The following is a 633-nucleotide window of genomic DNA, read 5'->3' as shown; positions in this document are numbered from 1 at the left end:
CCGGCAGCGCCTCAGGCGATCTGGCGAAGGTCGTTGCCGTAGTCGAAAATGATCCGCATGCGGGCACCCAGCGCCCGGGCGTACCGGCTCAGCGTCGCGACCTCGTTGACGTCGAGGTCACCGTTCTCGATCTGGCTCACCCGCCCCGGTGAGACGCCCATCAGCTCGGCTACCTGACGCTGGGTCAGCCCCAGCCGCTTGCGCTCCTCGCCAAGGTGGAAGGCACTGATCCAGGACTCAGTGCGCGCCCGCTCGGCGGCAAGCGCCTCATCGTCGCCGTCGTGCAGCTCGGCACGAATGTCATCCCAGTCATGGAACTCGGTCATGAGCCCTCCCGCCGCTTCCTCTCAAAGGCCAGCCACCTGTCATACGCGACCTCTGCTAAGGGGATCGCAGTCGTGTACCACCGTGACCAGTCGCGGGCCTTGTTGCCGGCGACCAGCAACACGGCCTGTGACCAGGGGTCGAAAACGAAGATCACCCGGATCGCGATGTCGCGGCCCGACCTCGGCCGCAGCTCCTTGAGATTCTTGATCGTCGATCCTTGCAGCGTGTCGACGAGCGGACGCCCGAGCCCAGGCCCGATCTCGACGAGCATGTCGATCGCCGCGTTGACCGACCGATAGGTGTCCA

General features: G+C 65.7%; 2 protein-coding genes. Both read right to left on the bottom strand.

What is annotated here, in order from left to right; genetic code table 11:
* Positions 1–11: 11 nt before the first annotated feature.
* On the bottom strand, positions 12–326 hold the full coding sequence (locus U9980_RS26885) for a helix-turn-helix transcriptional regulator (protein WP_322768280.1): 315 nt from the start codon (positions 324–326) through the stop codon (positions 12–14).
* A partial coding sequence (locus tag U9980_RS26880) for a type II toxin-antitoxin system RelE/ParE family toxin (RefSeq protein WP_322770488.1) occupies positions 323–633 on the bottom strand: 311 nt, incomplete at its 5' end. The genes U9980_RS26880 and U9980_RS26885, both read right to left, overlap by 4 nt.

This window comes from Protofrankia sp. Cr1 (genome assembly GCF_963555865.1).
GTDB lineage: Bacteria > Actinomycetota > Actinomycetes > Frankiales > Frankiaceae > Protofrankia.
The sequence above is the reverse complement of the archived record's forward strand: the minus strand, read 5'-3'. Positions and strand labels throughout refer to the sequence as shown.